We start from the raw sequence: 21,717 nt of genomic DNA, 5'->3' as shown, positions 1-21,717 counted from the left end.
TCTACATGATTGGAAACGGCTGGCTTCAGCTTTTTGCATGACATTTGCCATGGGAGCCAACTGACATGGAGCGGCTGATCCGCTTGTTCACCACACTGGTCCGCTGGGGGCTGGGCCTCTGTGCGCTGGCACTGGTGGCGACCGCCTTGTACGTCAGCCTGGGCCGGGAACTGACGCCGCTGGTAGCCGAGTACCAGGCCGAGGTCGAGGCCAAGGTCCAGGACGCCGTCGGCCTGCCGGTGCATATCGGCAGCCTGGAGGGGCGCTGGAGCGGCCTGTCGCCGATCCTCCTGGCCCATGACGTGATGGTGGGCGAGGGCGCCAATGCCCTGCGCCTGGATCGGGTCAGCGTCGCCCCGGACATGCTCGGTAGCCTATTGGCCCGCGACTTGCGGATCGGCCACCTGGAGCTCAGCGGCCTGAGCCTGAGCTTCAAGGAAGGCGCGGACGGCCAATGGCAGCTCGAAGGCCTGTCGGTGCAGCAAGACCAGCCCATGGAGCCGGAGCAACTGTTGTCGCGCCTGCAGCAACTGGCGGAACTCTCGGTGCTGGACAGCCAGGTCACCCTGTTGCCCCGTGACCACCAGCCCATCGCCTTGTCGTATGTCGGCCTCAATTTGCGCAGCGGATCCAGCCGCCAACGCCTGGACCTGCGCCTGAACCTGCCGGACGGCCAGCCCCTGGCCCTGAGCTTGCGCACGCGGATCCGCGCCGAGGCCTGGCGCGATGCCCAGGCCGACCTGTACCTGAGCCTGCCGCAGAGCGACTGGGCGCGTTGGCTGCCACCGCGCCTGACCCAGCAATGGAAGTTCTCGGAGCTCAAGGCCGGCGGCGAGCTATGGCTCAGCTGGGGCCGGCGCACCGTGCAGAGCGCAGCGCTGCGCCTCAATGCACCGCAACTGACCGGTGCCTACGCCGCGCGTACCCCGGTGACCCTGAAGAACCTGGCGCTCAACGCCAATCTGCAGCGCAATGCCCAGGGCCTCGAGGTGCAGCTGGACTCCCTGGCCTTGAACCTGGGCCAGACCCGCTGGGAGTCGCGCCTGCAATTGCAGCAGCGCAATACCGGCGAGCAGAACGAAGAACTCTGGCACCTGCAGGCCGACCGCCTGGACCTGGCGCCCATCACCCCGATCCTCGATGCGCTGGCGCCTTTGCCCGAGGGCGTAGCCACGGCTGTCGACCACCTGAAGGTCACGGGCGGGCTGCGCAATGTACTGCTGGACTACCGGCCCCAGGCCACGGGCGATGAGCGCCTGAGTTTCGCCGCCAACCTCGACCGTGTCGGTTTCGATGCCTATCACGGCGCGCCTGCGGCACGTAACGTCAGCGGCAGCATCAGCGGCAACCTGGGCAAGGGCGAGCTGCGCATGGACAGCAAGGACTTCTCCTTGCACCTGTACCCGATCTTCGCCAAGCCTTGGCAGTACATCCAGGCCAACGCGACGCTGACCTGGAAGCTCGACCAGGAAGGCTTCACCCTGATCGCTCCGTATCTCAAGGTGCTGGGCGAGGAAGGCAAGATCGCCGGCGATTTCCTGATCCGCCTGCACTTCGATCATGCCCAGGAAGACTACATGGACCTGCGGGTCGGCCTGGTGGACGGCGATGGGCGCTATACCGCCAAGTACCTGCCCCAGGTGCTCAACCCGGCGGTGGATGAATGGCTGCGCACGGCGATCCTCAAGGGCGCGGTGGACCAGGGGTTCTTCCAGTACCAGGGCTCGCTGAACCACGACGCCATCGAGGCCGCGCGCAGCATCAGCCTGTTCTTCAAGGTGCATGATGCCGAGCTGGCCTTCCAGCCGGGCTGGTCGCACCTGACCAAGGTCAACGGCGACGTGTTCATCGAAGGCAGCCGGGTGCGCATCGTCGCCAGCAAGGGGCAGTTGCTCGATACCAAGGTGCGCGATGTGTTCGTCAACATCCCCCATGCGCCGGACGGGCAAAGCTCGCACATGTACATCGACGGCGATTTTGCCGGTGGCCTGGGCGATGGCCTGAAGATCCTCCAGGAGGCTCCGATCGGTACCGCCTCGACCTTCGCGGGCTGGCAAGGCGAGGGCGACCTGCAAGGCAAGGTGGACCTGGATATCCCCCTGGCCAAGGGTGAAGAGCCGAAGATCGTGGTGGATTTCAAGACCGACAAGGCCCGTCTCAAGCTCAGCGAGCCGCCGCTGGAGCTGACCCAGCTCAAGGGCGACTTCCGCTTCGACAGCGCCAAGGGCTTGAGTGGTGAAGGAATCAGTGCCCAGGCATTCGAGCGGCCGCTGACGGCGCAGATCTTTGCCGATGGCCGCGCCGGCAAGCTCAATACCCGGGTGGTGGCCAAGGGTCAGGTGGCGGTCAAGAAGCTTACCGACTGGTTGCAGGTCAGCCAGCCATTGCCGGTGTCTGGCGAGTTGCCGTTCCAGTTGCAGCTGAACCTCGATGGCGCCGATAGCCAGCTGATGGTCAGTTCCAGCCTCAAGGGCGCCGCGGTGGACCTGCCGGCGCCATTCGGCATGTCCGCCAATACTGGGCGCAACAGCGTGTTTCGCATGACCTTGCAAGGTGCCGAGCGTCGCTACTGGTTCAGTTACGGCGACCTGGCGGGCTTCACCTTCGCCGCCCCCAATGGCAAGTTCGCCGAAGGCCGGGGGGAGTTGTTCCTCGGTGGCAGCGAAGCCCAGTTGCCGACGGTCAAGGGCCTGCGGGTGCGAGGCGTGTTGTCGGAGCTGGATGTCGAACCCTGGAAGGCCCTGGCCGACCGCTACGCCGGGCAAGACCCAGGTGGCAGCGCCAAGCAGCTGCTCAGCAGTGCGGATTTCAAGGTCGGCAAGCTCACGGCCTTCGGCAGCACCCTGGACCAGGTCAACTTGTTGCTGACCCGCAAGCCCAGCGCCTGGGAGCTGCAGATCGATAGCCAGCAGGCCAAGGGCAATGTCGGTATTCCCGATGCCAAGGCGGCGCCCATGGCCATCGACATGCAGTACGTCCGCCTGCCGGCTGTCGACCCGACGGTCCAGGCCGATGAAAACGCCCCTGACCCCCTGGCATCGGTGGATCCCAAGAACGTGCCGCCGCTGGACATCTCCATTGCCCAGCTGTTCCAGGGTCCGGACCTGATTGGCCGCTGGGCGCTCAAGGTCCGGCCCACGCCCAAGGGCATGTCGTTCAATGGCTTGAACCTTGGACTCAAGGGCATGTTGCTCGAAGGCGACGGTGGCTGGGAGGGGCAGGCGGGTGCCAGCAGCAGTTGGTACCGGGGACGCATCGGTGGCAAGAACCTGGCTGATGTACTCAAGGGCTGGGGCTTTGCCCCTACCGTAACCAGCGAGGACTTTCACCTGGACGTCGATGGCCGTTGGCCCGGTTCGCCGGCCTGGGTTGGCTTGAAGCGTTTCTCCGGCAGCCTCGATGCGACCCTGAACAAGGGGCAGTTCGTCGAGGTCGAGGGCGGTGCCCAGGCCCTGCGGGTATTCGGCTTGCTCAATTTCAACTCCATTGGCCGGCGCCTGCGCCTGGACTTCTCCGACCTGTTCGGCAAGGGCCTGAGCTACGACCGGGTACGGGGCGTGCTGGCGGCCAGCAACGGGGTGTATGTCACCCGTGAGCCCATCGCGCTCACCGGGCCCTCGAGCAACCTGGAGCTCAACGGCACCCTGGACATGGTGGCCGACCGGGTGGACGCCAAGCTGCTGGTGACCCTGCCGGTGACGAACAACCTGCCGATCGCCGCCCTGATCGTCGGGGCGCCGGCGGTGGGTGGCGCGCTGTTCCTGATCGACAAGCTGATCGGCGATCGCGTGGCGCGGTTCGCCAGCGTCAAGTACAACGTCAAGGGGCCGTGGAAAGAGCCGAAGATCACCTTCGACAAGCCGTTTTGAGCATCTGCGGCTTGCGTCCATGGAGTAGCATGGCGCTCTACCCAATATGGAGTTCGCCATGTCCCTTGCGGTGATTCAAATGGTCAGCCAGAGCGATGTGCAGGCCAATCTGGCACAGGCTCGCGGCCTGTTGGAGCGCGCCGCTGCCGGCGGGGCGAAGCTGGCGGTGCTGCCGGAAAACTTCGCCGCCATGGGCCGCCGGGACATGGCCGCCGTCGGGCGTGCCGAAGCCCTGGGTGAAGGTCCGATCCTGCCCTGGTTGAAACAGGCCGCCCGTGACCTCAGGTTATGGATAGTCGCCGGCACCTTGCCGTTGCCACCCCAGGACCAGCCCGAGGCCAAATCCAATGCCTGCTCGCTACTGGTGGATGACCAGGGGCAAGTGGTGGCGCGCTACGACAAGCTGCACCTGTTCGATGTCGACGTGGCGGACAATCGCGGGCGCTATCGCGAATCCGATGACTATGCTCATGGGAACCGGGTGGTGGTGGCGGATACGCCGGTGGGGCGTTTGGGGCTGACAGTCTGCTACGACCTGCGTTTTCCCGAGCTCTACAGCGAATTGCGCGCTGCCGGGGCAGAGCTGATCACCGCGCCCTCGGCCTTTACCGCCGTGACCGGGGCCGCCCATTGGGAGGTGCTGGTACGAGCCCGGGCCATCGAGACCCAGTGCTACCTGCTGGCGGCGGCCCAGGGCGGAGTGCACCCCGGCCCCCGCGAGACCTACGGGCATGCGGCGATCGTCGACCCTTGGGGGCGGGTGCTGGCCGAGCAGGAGCAGGGCGAAGGCGTGCTGCTGGCCGAGCGTGACAGCAGCGAACAAGCGTCCATCCGGGCGCGGATGCCGGTGTTCAGCCACCGGCGCATTTTCTCGCAAGGCGTTCAACGACTTGCATAAGTACGACGAATTTAAGGCCAAAGCATATGAGCGGGTTGTTGTCCTCAGTCAGTGAACATCTTCTAGCCCCTGGCGGCGTGACCATCGAAAGCCTGCAAGGCGTGCTGGGCGACCTGGCAGGTCCGGGCATCGATGCTGCCGACCTGTACTTCCAGGGGCAGATCTCCGAGTCCTGGTCGCTGGAGGACGGGATCGTCAAGGAAGGCAGCTTCAACCTCGACCAGGGTGTCGGGGTGCGCGCCCAGTCCGGCGAGAAGACCGGTTTCGCCTATAGCAACGCCATCACCCTGGAGGCCCTTGGCCAGGCCGCTCGCGCGGCGCGTTCGATTTCCCGGGCCGGGCAGAACGGCAAGGTGCAGGCGTTTTCTACCCAGGACGTGGCGCAGCTGTATGCCCCGGACAATCCGCTGGAGGTCATCAGTCGTGCCGAGAAGGTCGAACTGCTCAAGCGCGTTGACGCCGCGACCCGGGCCCTGGACCCACGTATCCAGCAGGTGAGCGTGAGCATGGCCGGGGTCTGGGAACGGATCCTGGTGGCTTCCACCGATGGTGGCCTGGCGGCGGACGTGCGGCCGCTGGTGCGCTTCAACGTCAGCGTCATCGTCGAGCAGAACGGCCGGCGCGAGCGCGGTGGCCATGGCGGTGGCGGGCGTACCGACTACCGTTATTTCCTCAGCGAGGACCGGGCCATGGGGTACGCCCGCGAGGCGCTGCGCCAGGCGCTGGTCAACCTGGAAGCGATTCCGGCTCCAGCCGGCACCTTGCCCGTGGTACTGGGCTCCGGTTGGTCCGGGGTGCTGCTGCACGAAGCCGTGGGCCACGGCCTGGAAGGCGACTTCAACCGCAAGGGCAGTTCGGCCTACAGCGGCCGCATCGGCGAGATGGTCGCCTCCAAGCTGTGCACCATCGTCGACGACGGTACCCTGGCCGAGCGCCGTGGCTCGCTGAGCATGGACGACGAAGGCACTCCCACCCAGTGCACCACGTTGATCGAGAACGGCGTGCTCAAGGGCTACATGCAGGACAAGCTCAACGCGCGCTTGATGGGCGTGGCGCGCACCGGCAACGGCCGCCGCGAGTCCTACGCACACCTGCCGATGCCACGCATGACCAACACCTACATGCTGGGTGGCGAAAGCGATCCGGCGGAAATCATCGCCTCGGTGAAGAAGGGCATCTACTGCGCAAACCTCGGCGGCGGTCAGGTGGATATCACCAGCGGCAAGTTCGTGTTCTCCACCAGCGAGGCGTACTTGATCGAGGACGGCAAGATCACCGCGCCGGTCAAGGGTGCGACCCTGATCGGTAACGGCCCGGAAGCCATGAGCCGGGTATCGATGGTGGGCAACGACCTGTCCCTGGACAGTGGCGTCGGCACCTGCGGCAAGGACGGGCAGTCCGTACCGGTAGGCGTCGGCCAGCCAACCCTGAAGATCGATGCGATCACGGTGGGCGGCACAGGGGCGTGATTGGGCAAGGGACGGCTGGGCGGCCTGGGCGGCCCAGCCGGAGCAAGGCTCAGCGCAGGCCGCGCTGGGACTCGTCGATATCGCGGATGTACTTGAAGATCTTGCGGCTGGTGGCAGGGGGCTTGTTATGGGCCACCTCATGCTGGGCCTGGCGGATCAGCGAGCGCAGTTGCTGGCGATCGGCCTCGGGATACTCGCTGACGAACTTGTCCAGCACGTCGTCGCCGCCGGCGATCAGGCGATCGCGCCAACGTTCCAGGTTATGGAAGCGTTCGTTGTACTGCCGGGTGGAGGCATCGAGTTGATCGAGCAACTGCAAGATGGCGTCTATGTCCTGGTCCCGCATCAGCTTGCCGATGAATTGCAAGTGGCGTTTACGGGCGATATGGGCGACATGCTTGGGGGCTTCCGCCAGGGCCCGGCGCAGGGCGTCGGTCAATGGCAGTTTGGCCTGCAGATCGGGTTTGAGAGTGGTAAGGCGCTCGCCGAGATCAACCAGAGCATGCAGCTCGCGTTTGACCTGGGTTTTGCTTTTCTCCCCATCGAGGGAGTCGTCGTAAGAATCAACCATGGTGGCAGTCCGCAAAGAAACGCCGCCATGATAACCAGTCGAGGGCCGCTTGTCCGGCCCGGTCGCTCGCCGGCCTTAATCGAAAGCAGAATTTGAGTGGAGAACACCATGAGTGCAGCACAAAGCGTCGGCCCACAAGCTTTGCCGGCCCTGCAGGAGCAAGTGGAGCAGATCATCGCCGAAGCGCGGCGCCAGGGGGCCAGTGCCTGTGAAGTGGCAGTATCCCTGGAACAGGGCCTGTCGACCTCGGTGCGCCAGCGGGAAGTGGAGACCGTGGAGTTCAATCGCGACCAGGGCTTTGGCATCACCCTCTATGTAGGCCAGCGCAAGGGCTCGGCCAGCACTTCCGCCAGTGGTCCGGACGCCATCCGTGAAACCGTGGCCGCAGCCCTGGCGATCGCCAAGCACACTTCCGAGGACGAGGCCTCGGGCCTGGCCGATGCGTCCCTGATGGCTAGCGAGGTGCAGGACTTCGATCTGTTCCATGCCTGGGACATCACTCCCGAGCAGGCCATCGAACAAGCCCTGGCCTGCGAGGCGGCGGCGTTCGCTGCCGATGCGCGAATCAAGAATGCCGATGGCACTACCCTGAACACCCACCAGGGTTGCCGGGTATATGGCAACAGCCACGGTTTCATCGGTGGCTACGCGTCCACTCGCCATAGCCTGAGCTGCGTGATGATCGCCGAGGCCGATGGCCAGATGCAGCGCGACTACTGGTATGACGTCAATCGCCAGGGCCAGTTGCTGGCGGATCCGGCGAGCATCGGCCAGCGCGCCGCCCAGCGTGCCGCCAGTCGCCTGGGCGCTCGCCCGGTGCCTACCTGCGAAGTGCCGGTGCTGTTTTCCGCCGAGCTGGCCGGTGGTCTGTTCGGCAGCTTCCTGGGGGCGATTTCCGGCGGTAACCTGTACCGCAAGTCTTCGTTCCTGGAAGGTGCCCTGGGCCAGCAACTGTTCCCGCAATGGCTGACCATCGACGAGCGTCCGCACCTTCTGCGCGCCATGGGCAGCTCGGCCTTCGATGGCGACGGCCTGGCCACCTACGCCAAGCCTTTCGTCAAGGATGGCGAGTTGGTGTCCTATGTGCTTGGCACCTATTCGGGGCGCAAACTGGGCATGCCGAGCACCGCCAATGCCGGTGGGGTACACAACCTGTTCGTCACCCATGGCGATGAAGACCAGGCCGCCTTGCTGCGGCGCATGGGCCGAGGGCTGCTGGTCACCGAGCTGATGGGCCATGGCCTGAACATGGTCACCGGCGACTATTCCCGCGGTGCCGCCGGTTTCTGGATCGAGAATGGTGAAATCCAGTTCCCGGTGCAGGAGGTGACCATTGCCGGCAACCTGCGGGACATGTTCAAGCAGATCGTGGCCGTGGGTAATGACCTGGAACTGCGCAGCAACATCCGCACCGGCTCGGTACTGATCGAACGCATGACCGTCGCTGGCAGCTGATCATCGTTTGCGTCTTCAGAACGCGCCGCCCTTGGATGGCGCGTTTTTTCTTTGCATGACCGTCGTTCGCAAATTTTCAGGGCTACTCCAAGTGCGCCCTGGCGTTGCCGAGGCTGCTCATGGCTGTTGGCGAGTGCCACTTAAATTTGATTCCCTATACAGGTCTTTGAGATTCAGTGTACTTGTATGGATCGGATGAACAGTCGTCGGGATGAACTGTTCTGATTATTTATATTCGATAGTAAAGAAGGCCGTGCCGTTGGCCTGTCCAGGCGTAATGGTATTGAGCGTTTGAATGTATCTTGCCGTGTAATTAAGGTCGTAGGCGTTCAGGACCGGGCCTACTAAAATGTCCTGTCCAAATTTGATTGGAGTTTGCTGGCTGTCTGTAATCTGAATGCCCACGCCCTTTGCGCTGGCCTGGCTGTCATCGAGCAAGATGACGCCATCCCTGCCATTCGGATCTTTTTTATTGGCATCGAATTTTAAGTAGACGGTGTTTATTGCGGAGTTCGCGCTTACATCACAGTTAAGACGAATCTTGAAGTTTGTGCCGCTCGCCGTGCTATTCACTCCGTTGAACGCGGACTGGGGAACTCTCCCTAATGGAACTTGAACAAATTTCGACTCATTAGAAACAACGCATGGAGGCGTGAATATCACGGAGGCCTCCCCGCCTGCCAACCTTATTTGAACTAGAGCTTTGTTGTCTCCATTTCCGGAAAGTTCAGCGTATATACCTCCTGGCAATGGACCAGAGCCGGTTTTTTCTTTGGTTTTTATTATCGAAACACTAACAGGAGTCAGTGGGTTAAGATGATACATAATATTTCCAGGATATTCTATGTATGGTATTCTCTTTTCACCAAGCCTGAAGCTTATTCCTATTCCCGGGATTTCCGTTGTGTAAACTTTATAAAAGCCTGAAGCCACCTCCTGATTATGGGTTAGGCGGAATAAGATCTCGCCACCGCCGCCTTTGCAGATGTAGGTCATATATCCGGCGAATGGTTTTACAGATTTTGTATATAGGACTTCTCCGACTTTTGAACCTGAGGGGATATTTAACTTTCCGATGTCCAGAATTGCTGTTTTCAGAGTCCAGTCGTCCGCTTTGTAACAAGCCGCGTTGGCCGCGGAAGATATGCCAAACACGAAAAGTCCAATACTCAGTTTTTTTGAATGTTTGACGATCAAACTGCTCATTTGGGAACGCGCCTTAGTATTATGTCAATTGGTTTGACTGGATGAAGGGGTGATGTTTAGGTGGTTACACCATTAAGTCGGAGAAATAGTAAGCGGTATTGTGCGATTAGTTGGCGAATGCGCCTTGGGCTCGCTTGCTTGGGTATTTGGTAGGGTAGCGTGCACTGGTCATTCTCGTTTCGGCCCCATATCACCCGCAGATAGACTTTTAAACTTGTACCGGTTGCTGAGGCTGGTCATGGCTGTTGGCGAGTGCCACTTAAATTTTATTCCCTACACAGAGCTTCGACATCAGTGTACTTGTGGACCGGTGAACAGTCGTCGGGGTGAACTGTTCTGATTATTTATATTCGATAGTAAAGAAGGCCGTGCCGTTTGCCTGCCCCGGCGTAATGGTATTAAGCGTTTGGATGTATCTTGCCGTGTAGTTAAGGTCGTAGGTGTTCAGGGCTGGGCCAACTAAAGTGTCTTGTCCAAATTTTATTGGAGTTAGCTGGCTGTCTATAATCTGAATGCCTACGCCCTTTGCGCTGGCCTGGCTGTCATCGAGCAAGATGACGCCATCCCTGCCATTCAGATCTTTTTTGTTGGCATCGAATTTTAAGTAAACGGTGTTTATCGTGGTGTTTGCACTGACATTACAGTTCAGACGAATTTTGAAGTTGGATCCTGCTGCTGTGCTGTTTACCCCATTGAACATTGACAGGGAGATTTTCCCTAATGGCACTTGAATAAATTTTGACTCATTCGAAACAACGCATGGTGGCGTAGTGATGACGGAGGCTTCCCCGCCTGCCAACATTATTCGTGCGAGAGCTTTGTTGTCTCCATCTCCGGAATATTCACCATATATACCTCCTGCTAATGTACCGGAGCCGGTTTTTTCTGCGATTTTTATTATTTCAATATTAAGCCCGGTCCTTGAATTGATATAAAAGCTATTTTGGGAATAAGTGTCAGTAAATGGAATTATAGCTTTTGTACCATTAGGCGATTCCTGCGCAAAACGTATACCTACTCCCGGAACATCCGTGGTGTAGACTTTTTGAAAGCCCGGGGCTAGCCCATAGTCTTTGGTTATTCGAAATGAAACTGTGCCGCCGCCGTCTTTGCAGATGTAAGTCATTTGCTCGGGGACAAATGGTTTGACTGTTTTTGTGTACAGGATTTCTCCAACTTTTGAAGTTAGTGGGATATTTAATTTTCCAATATCCAGCATTGCTGTTTTCAGAGTCCATTGCGGTAGCGCATAACAAGCCGCATTGGCCCCTGAAGATACGCCGAATATGAAAAGCCCAATGCTCAGTATTTTTGAATATTTGGCGATAAAACTGCTCATTTGGGAACTCGCCTTAGTGTTATATGAATTGGTTTGATTGTATTTTTGGCTGTTGATGTTTAGTTGGTTAAATCATCAAGCCGGCGAAATAGTCAGCGACATTGTGCGCTTAGTTCGCGTATGCGCGTTGGGCTCTCTTGCTTGGGTAATTGGTAAGGTAGCGTGCACTGATCGTTCTCGTTTCGGCCCCATATCACCCGCAGATCGCCTTTTTCACTTGCACCGGTAACGAAGGACTGTCCATCTGGACCGACAATGCCGACTTCCTGTCCTAGTTCGTCCTCGATCTTCGATCCGAATGGCAACGGCGCCCCATCCTTGCCTGTCAAGGTCATCATCAGGCGGTAACCGACCGATGTCGCGAACTGGGCCTTCACCACGGCTCCTCGGGTCGGTACTACGTCCAAGGCCGCGTTCTTCACTTCTACCTCGTCGCCCAAATCCCCCGTCAGTAGCGCCAGGCGGTTGACTCGGTATGGGCTCAGGTTCGGAATCACTGCGTCTCCGGCTTTATCGGTACGCACTCCAGGCCGGATCTCGAAGCCAACATCATTGGCTTTGGGCGCCTGCGCCAGTGCGATGGTTTCCCCCAGTGGCTGGGAAAGAGTCAGGCCATCGCCGTGCACCAACAGGCCACCCGCCACGCCTACGGTGGTCTGGCCGTAGCCACGGCCTTGGGAGCGTCCAAGGTCAAGTCGGCCAATGGATGAGAGGTAGCTCATGTTCGCGCTACTGCTGGTGCCCGATTGGTTCGAATCGTCGCCCGTCACGTTGTAGGTCAGGCGGTTGTCGTCAAAGGCCGAGCCGTACACGCTCGCCTGCTGGACAAGCTGGTCGTTGTTGTCCTTCATCACCATGTACTGCGCGCTGGCACGTGTATCTCCGAGGGGAAGGGACAGTGTCAGCATGAGTTGGCGGTTGGAGGCTGCGTCCAGGTTGGTGCTGTGGTTATAGAACAGGTTGAAGCTCAGTTTCTGGTAGGAGCCTGAGTAACCGACCTGGATCAAGCGATCTCTCGAGGAGCTGTTCCAATAGCTCTGCTGGCGGGCGGAGGTGTGAATCGTTCCCCACTTACCCATTGATTGCGCGAGTTCGAAGCGCAGTTCGTTGCGACGATTGTTGAAGAGCCGCCCATCGAGCACATCCTGCATCTGGACCGCTTCCTGGAGGGTGCGGTAGTCGCTGGTGGAGTACCGATAGCCGGCGACGCGGAAGTTGGTGTTGGTCTTCTCGAAGGTCTTGGCGTACAGAAATCGCAGTGATTGGCCGTTGAATGTTTGGTCATCTCGATCAGTGGTGCGGGCATGGGAGATATCGAACGAGAGCGCACCGAAGCTGCGCAGGTTCTTGCCTACCCCAGATAATACGGATTGATATTCATCTGCGAGGATGGTCCCACCATAGATCGAGAAGTCCTGAGCCAGGCCGCGAGCGAGAGTGCCTTGCACGAGGAAGGGGCGCTCTTCACCGCGCGATGATCCATAACCGCTGCGGTACTGGCCTGCTGTTGCGCTATAGCGCCAAGAGCCCTCGCGCAGCAGCGTTGGCACCGCCGAGAAAGCCTGTGCATAACGTGTTTCGCGCCCGTCCGCTTCAGTGATGATGACTTCGAGATCGCCACTCGAGGATGTAGGGTAGAGATCGTCGAGTACGAACGGCCCTGGCGCGACATAGGTGCTGTAGATGAGATAGCCGTTTTGGCGTACTTCTACCCGTGCGTTGGTTTGTGCCACGCCTCGGATGGTGGGTGCGTATCCTTGTTGGCTGTCCGGGAGCATCGCGTCATCGGAACTGAGTTGTACGCCGCGAAACTGTACGCTATCGAAGAAGTTACCCGGCGTATTGCCGTCGCCGATGACCAACTGGCCGCGAATAGATGCAATATCGCGCTGCAAGTAGGTATTGACTGCCTGCCAGCGACCCTGCCCATCCATGCTGCGGTTGTAGGTCGAGAAATGTCGGAAGCGCCAGTCATCGATATTGAAACCGCCGCGAAAACCACCGAAGTAGGTATCACGCTCCAATTTGTTGGGCGCAGTCGTGCTATCGAAAACGTTCTGCTGTACCGGGCTGGCGGTGTTTCCGCGCAGGTTGTTACCGTCGTAGCGCGAGAAGCTGAGTTGATAGTCGAGCATGGCCGCATTGATGCCCTTGTCCCACCTATCCGGACTGATGGCGCCGCGCGCTGAGCGCTTGAGTGCTGCCTGCGGGATGCCCAGGAAAAGACGCTGGTTGCCGGCGTCGTAACTTACAGTGGCTTGTGCGATCGCTTTGCCCAGGTCGATGCAGGTATCGGCCGGGGCGGTAGCCATTGCCGGGAAAGCGGTCATATTTACGCCCCACCCATCGAGCAGGGAATGCGTCAAGCAAGGTTTAGCGTCCTGGGTATCGTCCTCCTGCTTGATGAAGCGCACTTCGTTTTGTCCGATGCTGCTGTCGTTGAGCACCACGTCCACCCGGTAGGTGCCAGGCAAAACGCGGTTGCCAAACGAGAACACCGACAGGTCGGCGCTTGGCTGGTCACCGCCTATGCTCAAGAATTGCTCGTTGAATACAGTTCCGGCCTGACTCTTGCCGTATGCGGCTTGACTGGCCATCGCGAATACGAAAGCACACAGCGGTAGTCCCACTGCGCGTGCGGAAGCAGGGTAAGAAGAGGTCACTGTCATGACCCTGCGAGCCATCATTGCTCAACGGTCAGCGTTGTGACCGGCTCGATAGGTAGGATGACCGGATTGACTGCAACGGGTACTGTCGCGCGTTCTTCTGGCGTCTCCCCTCCGTAGTCATTGATTGTGGTAAATCTGACATCGATGCTTTTTTGTATCTGTACCGCATTCAATGAATAAATGGATTCTCCCTTGGGAGGAAGCATCTGCGCGTTAATCTCCTGTTGACCCTGATTGATCTTCAAGCTGGTAAATGTAACGTGGTAGGGCGTTGGGTTTTCTATCTTCAACACTGAGTCTGCGTTGTTCTTTCCTGATACTACTGCCCACTTCAACTTATGGCGTGATTCTGTAGGCTTGCCTTCCAGGTCTGATGGACGGTAGAACAACTTGATGCGTGTACGCATTGCAATTTGAAGAACGTTGTCTTCCTTGGCTTTTTCTGGAATTTCCTTGACGTTCAACCAGAATACGGACTCTCGATCGGTTGGCAGATTATTGGAAATTCGCATGACGCGTAGAATGTTCTCCATCCCCGGGTCCAGGCGAGACAAGGGCGGCGTAACCACGAACGGGGTTTTGGTCTTTCCTTCGCCCGCGTCTATCCAGGCCTGTATCACGTAGGGCGCTTGGCCAGCATTTTTTACCGGGATGGATGCTTCACGGTCCTGCTCGCCGATAATCACTCGTGTACCGCCAAGCGTCACGCTCGCGAAAGTAGGTGATACTGTGAAAGTTAATAAACCGGCACCCAATAAAATTTTATTGGCCAATTTCAAGCCGTTTGTATTCAGCATTAATCTATCCCGATAGTTGTTTCCGCCAAGCACGGTTCATCGCAGGAGTCAAAGGCCCTGAGTGGCGATATGTGCGTCTGTGATATTGATCGGAAGAAGTGAGTTACTTAATGAACCTCGAATCAAATTTATCCAGCCACCTGAAAGGTGGCTGGATAAAAACAGGGTTACTTGTAGTTCACCGTGAACTGAGCAGTCGCGTTACCCGTACCGGCCGTTACCTTGTCGGCAGTCGATACATAAACCGCTTGGAACTTCAGTGGGTTGTCGCCCTGGACCAGGGTGTATTGGGCCGATTCGGAGCCCACAGGAATCTTGGTACCGGTAGAGTCACTGAGTTCTATCGCTACTCCGGTGGCTGCTCCACCTGCCATTTCGTTTGCCCCGACACGCAGGCTGTCCGTTAGGGTCGTGTCGGTCGTACCGTTGAAGGTCAGCGTCGCGCCCTTGGCACTTGCGCCGCAATTGAGCAGTTCGATATTGAAGCGGGCAGGCGTCGCCTTCTTTCCAGCGCCGCCATCCAGAGTTGCACGTGAAACTTTGCCTAGTGGGACAGTCATGATTTGGCTATTGGGAGAGATCGAGCATGGAGCATCGACGATTTCCCCAAAAAAGTTGATCGTACCGTCGGCAGCGAGTGCTGCTTGGGACAGGAGAGCGAAGACGGCTGTAGCGGAAAGCTTGGTGATAATGAGTTTTTTCATTTTCTTCTCGAAGAATTAAAAGTTGTTTAGGGTGGTGAGTGACTGCTGTTGTTTTATATATCTCGAAAGTGACCTCTCTTCTGTTAGTCCTAGTGGTTGTTTATTTCGATTTTTTTGAGGGGGCTGAGTTGGGGGTATTAGTTGATAGTGATTGGTGCATTAGGTGCGGTGAAGGATCGAGAATTTATTATTCTGGCGATATAGGACAGGTGTTCTGAATCGGGTGGGATTTTTCCTCAGGCACCGTCAGAGCGTCTGATATGAAATAAATTATTGCGCTGTGATAGTTATATTTTGCGCATGGAGTTTCGTGGAGCGGATTGTCGTCGCTGATTTGGCTGAACTTGTGAGGTTAACGGCTGAGGTGAGTCAGGAAGCTCTCTAGCATACGCTTATTACGTAGTCATTTTTAACTTCAAGGCGAGAGGTCCTCGAATAAAGTGTCGAGCAGCCAAGATTTTTGAGTTTGAACGTGCTAGGCGTTCATGAAGTTTAGAATGTTAAAGTTTTGGAGTTAGTTTTTTTCATTAAATAGGAGCCGCAGTATTTGCCGGTCTGGGCGGCTTGTTCGTGTTATAGGAAGTTAGTTGTTCATGCGGAAGTTAAAGGCTTTGATATGTTTTTACAGACTTTGCTTTGAGTTCCAATTATTACTTGTCGAGATCGCTTAATCCCGGGTGCGGGGCCACGAAATGGCGAGGGGGAGACCTTGCGCACATTTGCAGCAAATTTTTTGGCTTTCGGGTTTTCTTCAAGCATGGCTGCGATGGGGAGATTCCTCCCTTGGCAGTGAGGGTCGAGCCAGCTACAAGGTTTGAGTGAAATTTGTACAATCCACATTGATTTGATTCTCAATATCATTTAATAATGAAAATCATTATTCAATGAGCCCAGGTCATGAGTCCTGCCTTGCACGAGCAGCCTTACCTTGAAAGCTGGCGCTGGATGAGCCGCCAGATCCGTTGCGCACTGGACCCGGACGAACCCCGTCTGATCGAGCATTACCTGGCCGAGGGGCGATATCTGGCCTGTTGCACGGCCATATCCGCCTGGACCGTTGCCGAAACCTCCTTCCGTTTGTTGATCGATACCGCGACCGATACCGCGTTGCCCTGGCACTGGCGCAGCTTGTGCCTGGACCAGGCGTGGCGACCTCTGCGCGATATGGAGCGGTTGTCGTTGTGCAAGTGCCGGCTCAAGCGCTGGCAAAGCCATGCCTGGCGACTGGCGACCTGTTCGCTGTTGCCTTCCATTCCCCTGATTGAACTGGTGCAAGGATTTCCCGATGAGTAATACCCGTATCGAGCGCGACAGCATGGGCGAGTTGCAGGTCCCGGAGCTGGCGTTGTATGGCGCGCAGACCCAGCGTGCGGTGGATAACTTTCCTATCAGCGGGCAGCGCATGCCGCGGGCTTTCATCCGGGCGCTGATCCTGGCCAAGGCAGCGGCGGCCAGGGCCAACGTCGAGCTGGGCCAGATCAGCCAGTCCCAGGGCAAGGCCATCGTGGATGCCGCCCAGGGGCTACTGGAAGGCGACTTCATGCAGCACTTCCCGGTGGATGTGTTCCAGACCGGTTCCGGTACCAGTTCCAACATGAATGCCAACGAAGTGCTGGCGACCCTGGCCAGCCGGTTGCTGGGCGAGGTGGTCAACCCCAATGACCATGTGAACTGTGGCCAGAGCAGCAACGACATCATTCCCACCACCATCCATGTCAGTGCCGCCCTGACCTTGCACGAGCAACTGTTGCCGGCCTTGGTGCACCTGGTCGAGGTCATCGAGCGCAAGGCGTTGGAGGTGCACTCGTTCGTCAAGACCGGCCGCACCCACCTGATGGATGCCATGCCGGTACGCATGAGCCAGGTGTTGGAGGGCTGGGCGCAGCAGCTCAAGGCCAACATCGCGCATCTGCAGGACTTGTTGCCGAGCCTGCAGGCCCTGGCCCAGGGTGGTACTGCGGTAGGTACGGGAATCAACGCGCATCCGGAGTTCGCCGCGCGTTTCAGCCGGCAGTTGAGCGAGCTGACCCAGGTGCAGTTCACCCCGGGCAAGAACCTGTTCGCCCTGATCGGCTCCCAGGACACCGCGGTAACCGTCTCCGGGCAACTGAAGGCAACGGCGGTCTCGCTGATGAAGATCGCTAACGACCTGCGTTGGATGAACTCGGGACCACTGGCCGGATTGGGGGAGATCGAGCTGGAGGGCTTGCAACCTGGTTCGTCGATCATGCCTGGCAAGGTCAATCCGGTGATTCCGGAGGCGACAGCGATGGTGGCGGCCCAGGTGATCGGCAACGACAGCGCCATTACCGTGGCCGGGCAGTCGGGTAACTTCGAGCTCAACGTAATGCTGCCGATCATTGCCCAGAACCTGCTGAGCAGTATCGAGTTGCTGGCCAACTCCAGCCGCCTGCTGGCAGACAAGGCCATCGCCAGCTTCAAGGTCAATGAAGCGAAGCTCAAGGAAGCGCTCTCGCGCAACCCGATCCTGGTGACCGCCCTCAACCCGATCATCGGTTACCAGAAGGCCGCGGAGATCGCCAAGACCGCCTACAAGCAGGGGCGTCCGGTGATCGATGTGGCACTTGAACACACCGATCTGTCGCGCAGCCAGCTGGAGGTCCTGTTGGATCCGGAGAAGCTCACCGCAGGTGGCGTGTAACCCCCGTTAGCGCTTTGGAGGTCGATCATGGAGCACTGGAAACGCACGATTGAAAGGGCCAATCGCCTGTTCATGCAGGATGAGCTGGTGGATGCCCGTGAGTTCTACCTGCAAGCGCTGGCATTGGCCCAGGTGCTGTTCGAGCGCTGGCCTGATGCCGACGAAGCGGTGGCGGCCTGCGTGATCTCCCACCACAACCTGGCGGACCTGCATTTACGCCTGAACCAGCCGGAGGAGAGCGCAGAGTATCTCTGTGCTATCCACCAGCGGTTGTTGCAGACCATGCAAGACAACCGCTTGCCCCTGGCGCTGCGTGAAGCGGCCTTGCGCCAAAGCAGCAAGACCTACCTCGAGCTGCTCAATTTCATCGGTGAGCACGGCGCATATCCCCGTTCCCACCGTTTGCTGGACAACAACACCGAGTGCCTGTCTGCGGATAGGCACGGCAGCCCCTCTCATGGAGTGCACTGACATGTCCTTTACCTTGCCTGCTCTGCCTTATGCATACGATGCCCTGGAACCGCATATCGATGCGCAGACCATGGAAATCCACTACACCAAGCACCACCAGACCTACGTCAACAACCTCAACGCGGCGATAGAAGGCACCGAATGGGCCGAGTGGGAAGTAGAGAGGCTGGTGGCGAGCATCCAGCAGTTGCCGGAGGGGTTGCGTGCCGCGGTGATCAACCAGGGGGGCGGGCACGCCAACCATTCGCTGTTCTGGGCAGTGATGACGCCTGCCGGCGGGGGCAAGCCCGATGGTGCACTGGCACAGGCCATTGACCGGCATTTGGGTGGGTTCGAGAGCTTCAAGGAGGCTTTCACCAAGGCCGCGCTGACCCGTTTTGGCAGCGGCTGGGCCTGGCTCAGCGTGACTCCGGAGAAAACCCTGGTAGTGGAGAGCAGCGGCAACCAGGACAGTCCGCTGATGAATGGCAACACACCGATTCTTGGCCTGGATGTGTGGGAACACGCCTACTACCTGCGCTACCAGAATCGCCGGCCCGAATACATCAATGCCTTCTATAACGTGATCAATTGGCCAGAAGTCGCCCAGCGTTACCACGCCGCGATGGCCTGATTTTTCCTTGGATAATAAATAAGGTCGACTATGGGCACAGAGACATTGGCGATCAGCAGCGGACGGATGTTTCGTTATGCCTTCGGTTCGCTGCTGGTGTTGGCGGGTACCGCATTGCTGGTGGCTCAGGGGCTCAACTGGCTGAACCTGGAACCGCGTTTGTTGCGTGCCTTGCAGGGTGGTGCGATCTGCGCCTTGGGCACTGCGCTGGGAGCAGTGCCGGTGCTGGTGATCCGTAAGATGCCGATCGCGGTGAGCGATACCTTGCTCGGCTTTGGCGCCGGAGTGATGCTGGCGGCGACGGCGTTTTCGCTGATCGTGCCGGGCATCGCAGCGGCCCAGGAGCTGGGACTGTCGGCCTGGGGCGCCAGTGGCCTGGTCTGTACCGGGATCATGCTGGGTGCCCTCGGCCTGTTCCTGGTGGACCTGAAGATTTCCGGCGGCAGTTCGCAGACCCTGGTGGGCACGCCGGAGCACCCAGTCATCGCGCCGCGGATCTGGTTATTCGTCTTCGCCATCATTGCCCACAACATTCCCGAAGGCATGGCGGTCGGAGTGTCGGCCGGCGGCGGCATGGCCGATGCGGATAGCCTGGCCATGGGTATCGCGCTTCAGGATGTGCCGGAAGGGCTGGTGATCGCACTGGTATTGGCAGGTGCTGGAATGTCGCGAGTCAGGGCGTTCCTGATCGGCGCTGCTTCTGGCCTCGTGGAGCCAGTGTTCGCCCTGCTTTGTGCCTGGCTGGTGAGCTTGGCACAGGTGCTGTTGCCGTTGGGGTTGGCCCTGGCGGCCGGAGCCATGCTGTTGGTGGTGACTCATGAGGTGATTCCCGAGTCCCGGCGCAATGGTCACGAAAAGCTTGCCAGTCTTGGCTTGTGTATCGGCTTCTGCCTGATGATGGTAATGGACACGGCACTCTCCTGAGTGCCGGCTGGGCAATGCCCGGGCAGGCTTACTCGCCTTCGTCGAAGTAGTTGTTGATCAAGGCGACCAGGGCATCCAGCGCTTGCTGTTCCTGTTCGCCCTCGGTCTTGAGATAGATCTTGGTGCCCTTGCCGGCGGCGAGCATCATCATGGCCATGATGCTCTTGCCGTCGACCATGGATTCCGGCGTCCGGCCAGCGCGAATCTGGCAGGGAAACTGGCCGGCGACGCCGACGAACTTGGCTGATGCGCGGGCATGCAGGCCCAGTTTGTTGATGATCTCGATTTCCAGAGCTGGCATCGCGGGGTAGATCCTTTCAGCTAAGGTCGCGGTGGCGAACCTGGACGTTCTTCAGGGATTTTTGCAGGACCTGGCCCAGGCGCTCGGTCAGGTACACGGAACGATGGTGCCCGCCGGTACAGCCGATGGCGATGGTCACGTAGGCGCGGTTGCTGGCGGCGAAGCGTGGCAACCACTTGAGCAGGTAGCTGGAGATGTCCTGGAACATCTCTTCGACATCCGGTTGCGCAGCCAGGTATTCGGCCACGGGAGCGTCCAGTCCGGATTGGGCGCGCAGTTCGGGTTTCCAGTACGGGTTGGGCAGGCAACGCACATCGAACACCAGGTCGGCGTCCACCGGCATGCCACGCTTGAATCCGAAAGATTCCACCAGGAAGGCAGTGCCTGGCTCGGGCTGGTTCAACAGCCGCAGCTTGATGGTATCCCGCAGCTGGTAGAGATTGAGGTTGGTGGTGTTGACCTTGAGGTCGGCCAGGTCGACGATCGGCCCCAGTAGTTGGGTCTCGTCATGGATGGCCTCGGCCAGCGAGCGGTTGGCGCTGCTCAAGGGATGGCGCCGGCGGGTTTCCGAGAAGCGCTTGAGCAGGGTTTCCTCGTCGGCGTCCAGGTACAGCACATCGCACTGGATGTGCCGGCTGCGAACCTCTTCCAGCAGCTCCGGAAACCGCGACAGGTGGCTTGGCAGGTTGCGGGCGTCGATGGACACCGCCACCAGCGGTTGCGCCAATTCGGTATGGATCAACGCGCGTTCGGCCAGCTCGGGCAGCAGGCCGGCTGGCAGGTTGTCGATGCAGTAGTAGCCGTGGTCCTCCAGAACATCGAGGGCGGTGCTTTTACCTGAGCCGGAACGGCCGCTGACGATGATCAAACGCATGGTTACCGACCGTTCTGTTCGTCCAGCACGACCTGGTACAAGGCTTCGTTGCTGGTGGCGCTGCGCAGCCGCTCACGAACTTCCTTGCGATCGAGCATGCTGGCGATCTGCCGGAGCAGTTCCAGGTGCGCATCGGTGGCGGCCTCCGGGACCAGCAGTACGAACAGCAGGTCCACGGGAGCGCCGTCGATGGCATCGAAGTCGATCGGAGCGTCCAGGTGCATCAGCGCGCTGATGGGGGACTCGCAGCCTTTGAGGCGGCAGTGGGGAATAGCGATGCCGTTGCCGAACCCGGTGGAGCCGAGTTTCTCGCGGGCGATCAGGCTCTCGAATACGTCCTGCATCTCCAGATCAGGCACTTCACGGCTGATCAGGTTGGCAATTTGTTCGAGGGCGCGTTTTTTACTGCCGCCCGGCACGTTCACCAGGGAACGGCCGGGGGTCAGGATGCTTTCAAGTCGGATCATGGGAGGGGAGTATCAGCGACCCGTGCCTTGGAGAAGGTGGAGTTGCTTTTCCTTATGCTTTTTCAGTTGGCGGTCAAGCTTGTCCGTGAGCAGGTCGATTGCGGCATACATATCGTCATGTTCTGCATTGGCGACGACCTCCCCACCGTGGATGTGCAGGGTCGCCTCGATTTTCTGCTTCAGCTTCTCGACGGCCATGGTGACCTGCACATTGGTGATCTTGTCGAAATGGCGTTCCAGTCGGTCGAGCTTCTCGCCGATGTAGACGCGCAGAGGTTCAGTCACTTCGAGTTGGTGTCCACTGATGTTGACTTGCATACAGCTTCTCCTTCGTTGCCAGTGCATAACGCGGCAGGCCGTTTTGCCTGCCACCTAGACTGTGTCTGAAACCAGCCTGCACATCGATCGGGCTACCTTGCCCGGTCATC

19 protein-coding genes are annotated in these 21,717 nt (G+C 59.0%); 9 read left to right on the top strand and 10 right to left on the bottom strand.

What is annotated here, in order from left to right; translation table 11 throughout:
- Positions 1-65 precede the first annotated feature (65 nt).
- Genes AC3WK8_RS15390 through tldD form a run of 3 tightly spaced genes read left to right on the top strand, consistent with a single transcriptional unit; the run spans position 66 to position 6,236 of the window.
- On the top strand, positions 66-3,869 hold the full coding sequence (locus AC3WK8_RS15390) for a YhdP family protein (RefSeq protein ID WP_103325024.1): 3,804 nt from the start codon (positions 66-68) through the stop codon (positions 3,867-3,869).
- Positions 3,870-3,927: 58 nt separating this feature from the next.
- The gene (locus AC3WK8_RS15385; RefSeq protein WP_103325048.1) at positions 3,928-4,767 is read left to right on the top strand and encodes a carbon-nitrogen hydrolase family protein; all 840 of its coding nucleotides are present in this window, start codon (positions 3,928-3,930) and stop codon (positions 4,765-4,767) included.
- A 26-nt stretch (positions 4,768-4,793) separates the two neighbouring features.
- On the top strand, positions 4,794-6,236 hold the full coding sequence (gene tldD / locus AC3WK8_RS15380) for a metalloprotease TldD (RefSeq protein WP_085596320.1): 1,443 nt from the start codon (positions 4,794-4,796) through the stop codon (positions 6,234-6,236).
- A 49-nt stretch (positions 6,237-6,285) separates the two neighbouring features.
- Here tldD and yjgA read toward each other — a convergent pair whose 3' ends face one another.
- On the bottom strand, positions 6,286-6,807 hold the full coding sequence (yjgA, locus tag AC3WK8_RS15375) for a ribosome biogenesis factor YjgA (RefSeq protein WP_085596319.1): 522 nt from the start codon (positions 6,805-6,807) through the stop codon (positions 6,286-6,288).
- Between the two features lie 108 nt (positions 6,808-6,915).
- On the opposite strand from yjgA, the gene pmbA reads away from it, so the two are divergent.
- Positions 6,916-8,262, top strand: coding sequence for a metalloprotease PmbA (gene pmbA, locus AC3WK8_RS15370; RefSeq protein WP_103325023.1), 1,347 nt, complete (start codon positions 6,916-6,918; stop codon positions 8,260-8,262).
- 225 nt (positions 8,263-8,487) lie between these two features.
- Here the strand turns inward: pmbA and AC3WK8_RS15365 are convergent, their stop codons facing one another.
- From AC3WK8_RS15365 to AC3WK8_RS15345, 5 genes are all read right to left on the bottom strand, one after another.
- Entirely contained in the window at positions 8,488-9,468 is a 981-nt protein-coding gene (locus AC3WK8_RS15365; RefSeq protein WP_103325022.1) for a fimbrial protein, read from the bottom strand.
- A gap of 340 nt (positions 9,469-9,808) precedes the next feature.
- Positions 9,809-10,807, bottom strand: a complete 999-nt coding sequence (locus tag AC3WK8_RS15360; RefSeq protein ID WP_103325021.1) for a fimbrial protein — start codon at positions 10,805-10,807, stop codon at positions 9,809-9,811.
- A 92-nt stretch (positions 10,808-10,899) separates the two neighbouring features.
- The gene (locus tag AC3WK8_RS15355) at positions 10,900-13,476 is read right to left on the bottom strand and encodes a fimbria/pilus outer membrane usher protein (RefSeq protein WP_178088016.1); all 2,577 of its coding nucleotides are present in this window, start codon (positions 13,474-13,476) and stop codon (positions 10,900-10,902) included.
- A 14-nt stretch (positions 13,477-13,490) separates the two neighbouring features.
- Positions 13,491-14,273: a fimbrial biogenesis chaperone gene (locus AC3WK8_RS15350; protein ID WP_103325019.1), complete on the bottom strand. Its 783-nt coding sequence runs from the start codon at positions 14,271-14,273 to the stop codon at positions 13,491-13,493.
- Between the two features lie 167 nt (positions 14,274-14,440).
- The gene (locus AC3WK8_RS15345; RefSeq protein WP_103325018.1) at positions 14,441-14,977 is read right to left on the bottom strand and encodes a fimbrial protein; all 537 of its coding nucleotides are present in this window, start codon (positions 14,975-14,977) and stop codon (positions 14,441-14,443) included.
- Positions 14,978-15,874: 897 nt separating this feature from the next.
- Between AC3WK8_RS15345 and AC3WK8_RS15340 the strand changes: the two genes are divergently transcribed.
- Genes AC3WK8_RS15340 through AC3WK8_RS15320 form a run of 5 tightly spaced genes read left to right on the top strand, consistent with a single transcriptional unit; the run spans position 15,875 to position 19,647 of the window.
- Positions 15,875-16,270: a FagA protein gene (locus AC3WK8_RS15340; protein ID WP_085596317.1), complete on the top strand. Its 396-nt coding sequence runs from the start codon at positions 15,875-15,877 to the stop codon at positions 16,268-16,270.
- Positions 16,263-17,639 carry a class II fumarate hydratase gene (locus AC3WK8_RS15335; protein WP_103325017.1) on the top strand — a complete coding sequence of 459 codons (1,377 nt, stop codon included), beginning with the start codon at positions 16,263-16,265 and terminating at the stop codon, positions 17,637-17,639. The genes AC3WK8_RS15340 and AC3WK8_RS15335 overlap by 8 nt, the downstream gene beginning before the upstream one ends.
- Positions 17,640-17,666: 27 nt before the next feature.
- Positions 17,667-18,110 (top strand): DUF2753 family protein, encoded by a 444-nt coding sequence (locus AC3WK8_RS15330; RefSeq protein ID WP_085596315.1) that lies wholly within the window; start codon positions 17,667-17,669, stop codon positions 18,108-18,110.
- 1 nt (position 18,111) lies between these two features.
- Positions 18,112-18,723, top strand: a complete 612-nt coding sequence (locus tag AC3WK8_RS15325) for a superoxide dismutase (RefSeq protein ID WP_085596314.1) — start codon at positions 18,112-18,114, stop codon at positions 18,721-18,723.
- 30 nt (positions 18,724-18,753) lie between these two features.
- Positions 18,754-19,647 carry a ZIP family metal transporter gene (locus tag AC3WK8_RS15320; RefSeq protein WP_103325016.1) on the top strand — a complete coding sequence of 298 codons (894 nt, stop codon included), beginning with the start codon at positions 18,754-18,756 and terminating at the stop codon, positions 19,645-19,647.
- 28 nt (positions 19,648-19,675) lie between these two features.
- On the opposite strand, the gene AC3WK8_RS15315 is transcribed toward AC3WK8_RS15320, so the two are convergent.
- Genes AC3WK8_RS15315 through hpf form a run of 4 tightly spaced genes read right to left on the bottom strand, consistent with a single transcriptional unit; the run spans position 19,676 to position 21,607 of the window.
- Positions 19,676-19,948, bottom strand: coding sequence for an HPr family phosphocarrier protein (locus AC3WK8_RS15315; RefSeq protein ID WP_085596312.1), 273 nt, complete (start codon positions 19,946-19,948; stop codon positions 19,676-19,678).
- 16 nt (positions 19,949-19,964) lie between these two features.
- Complete coding sequence (rapZ, locus tag AC3WK8_RS15310) at positions 19,965-20,822, bottom strand: RNase adapter RapZ (protein ID WP_011059266.1); 858 nt, start codon at positions 20,820-20,822, stop codon at positions 19,965-19,967.
- A 2-nt stretch (positions 20,823-20,824) separates the two neighbouring features.
- Positions 20,825-21,289: a PTS IIA-like nitrogen regulatory protein PtsN gene (ptsN, locus tag AC3WK8_RS15305; protein WP_022642324.1), complete on the bottom strand. Its 465-nt coding sequence runs from the start codon at positions 21,287-21,289 to the stop codon at positions 20,825-20,827.
- 12 nt (positions 21,290-21,301) lie between these two features.
- Positions 21,302-21,607 carry a ribosome hibernation-promoting factor, HPF/YfiA family gene (gene hpf / locus AC3WK8_RS15300; RefSeq protein WP_011059268.1) on the bottom strand — a complete coding sequence of 102 codons (306 nt, stop codon included), beginning with the start codon at positions 21,605-21,607 and terminating at the stop codon, positions 21,302-21,304.
- Positions 21,608-21,717 lie beyond the last annotated feature (110 nt).

This window comes from Pseudomonas sp. FW507-12TSA (assembly GCF_058781435.1).
Note: the sequence above shows the minus strand (reverse complement) of the source record. Positions and strands in the feature narration are given on the sequence as shown.

Bases quoted from the DNA above. Each gene is read 5' to 3' on its own strand.
- pmbA (WP_103325023.1), top strand. From the start codon at position 6,916: ATGAGTGCAGCACAAAGCGTCGGCCCACAAGCTTTGCCGGCCCTGCAG.
- yjgA (WP_085596319.1), bottom strand. From the start codon at position 6,807: ATGGTTGATTCTTACGACGACTCCCTCGATGGGGAGAAAAGCAAAACC.
- AC3WK8_RS15385 (WP_103325048.1), top strand. From the start codon at position 3,928: ATGTCCCTTGCGGTGATTCAAATGGTCAGCCAGAGCGATGTGCAGGCC.
- AC3WK8_RS15360 (WP_103325021.1), bottom strand. From the start codon at position 10,807: ATGAGCAGTTTTATCGCCAAATATTCAAAAATACTGAGCATTGGGCTT.
- rapZ (WP_011059266.1), bottom strand. From the start codon at position 20,822: ATGCGTTTGATCATCGTCAGCGGCCGTTCCGGCTCAGGTAAAAGCACC.
- AC3WK8_RS15320 (WP_103325016.1), top strand. From the start codon at position 18,754: ATGGGCACAGAGACATTGGCGATCAGCAGCGGACGGATGTTTCGTTAT.
- tldD (WP_085596320.1), top strand. From the start codon at position 4,794: ATGAGCGGGTTGTTGTCCTCAGTCAGTGAACATCTTCTAGCCCCTGGC.
- AC3WK8_RS15340 (WP_085596317.1), top strand. From the start codon at position 15,875: ATGAGTCCTGCCTTGCACGAGCAGCCTTACCTTGAAAGCTGGCGCTGG.
- AC3WK8_RS15345 (WP_103325018.1), bottom strand. From the start codon at position 14,977: ATGAAAAAACTCATTATCACCAAGCTTTCCGCTACAGCCGTCTTCGCT.
- AC3WK8_RS15335 (WP_103325017.1), top strand. From the start codon at position 16,263: ATGAGTAATACCCGTATCGAGCGCGACAGCATGGGCGAGTTGCAGGTC.
- ptsN (WP_022642324.1), bottom strand. From the start codon at position 21,289: ATGATCCGACTTGAAAGCATCCTGACCCCCGGCCGTTCCCTGGTGAAC.
- AC3WK8_RS15315 (WP_085596312.1), bottom strand. From the start codon at position 19,948: ATGCCAGCTCTGGAAATCGAGATCATCAACAAACTGGGCCTGCATGCC.
- hpf (WP_011059268.1), bottom strand. From the start codon at position 21,607: ATGCAAGTCAACATCAGTGGACACCAACTCGAAGTGACTGAACCTCTG.
- AC3WK8_RS15355 (WP_178088016.1), bottom strand. From the start codon at position 13,476: ATGACAGTGACCTCTTCTTACCCTGCTTCCGCACGCGCAGTGGGACTA.
- AC3WK8_RS15390 (WP_103325024.1), top strand. From the start codon at position 66: ATGGAGCGGCTGATCCGCTTGTTCACCACACTGGTCCGCTGGGGGCTG.
- AC3WK8_RS15365 (WP_103325022.1), bottom strand. From the start codon at position 9,468: ATGAGCAGTTTGATCGTCAAACATTCAAAAAAACTGAGTATTGGACTT.
- AC3WK8_RS15350 (WP_103325019.1), bottom strand. From the start codon at position 14,273: ATGCTGAATACAAACGGCTTGAAATTGGCCAATAAAATTTTATTGGGT.
- AC3WK8_RS15325 (WP_085596314.1), top strand. From the start codon at position 18,112: ATGTCCTTTACCTTGCCTGCTCTGCCTTATGCATACGATGCCCTGGAA.
- AC3WK8_RS15330 (WP_085596315.1), top strand. From the start codon at position 17,667: ATGGAGCACTGGAAACGCACGATTGAAAGGGCCAATCGCCTGTTCATG.